At 62.1% G+C, this 359-nt stretch carries 1 protein-coding gene; it reads left to right on the top strand.

All coding sequences use genetic code 11. The annotated features are described in order from the left end of the window. The coding region (locus OO68_RS48975; RefSeq protein ID WP_157852838.1) for an AAA family ATPase at positions 1–359 on the top strand (359 nt) is incomplete at both ends.

Raw genomic sequence — 359 nt, 5'->3', positions numbered from 1 at the left:
CCGATGGGCTCGTTCATGTTCCTGGGGCCAACCGGCGTCGGCAAGACCGAGCTGACGAAAGCTCTTGCGGAGTACCTGTTCGACGACGAGACTGCGATGGTCCGCCTCGACATGTCCGAATACATGGAGAAGCATTCGGTCTCGCGGTTGATCGGCGCGCCTCCGGGCTATGTCGGTTACGACGAGGGCGGCGCGCTCACCGAAGCGGTGCGGCGCCGGCCTTATCAGGTCGTGCTGTTTGACGAGATCGAGAAGGCGCATCCTGACATCTTCAACGTCCTTTTGCAGGTGCTCGACGACGGCCGGCTGACCGATCGCCAAGGCCGCACCGTCGACTTCCGCAACACGCTGATCATCAT

Origin of the sequence: Streptomyces iakyrus (assembly GCF_000717055.1) — a bacterium.
In the GTDB taxonomy this organism is placed as follows: Bacteria; Actinomycetota; Actinomycetes; order Streptomycetales; family Streptomycetaceae; genus Streptomyces; species Streptomyces iakyrus.
The sequence above is the reverse complement of the archived record's forward strand: the minus strand, read 5'-3'. Positions and strand labels throughout refer to the sequence as shown.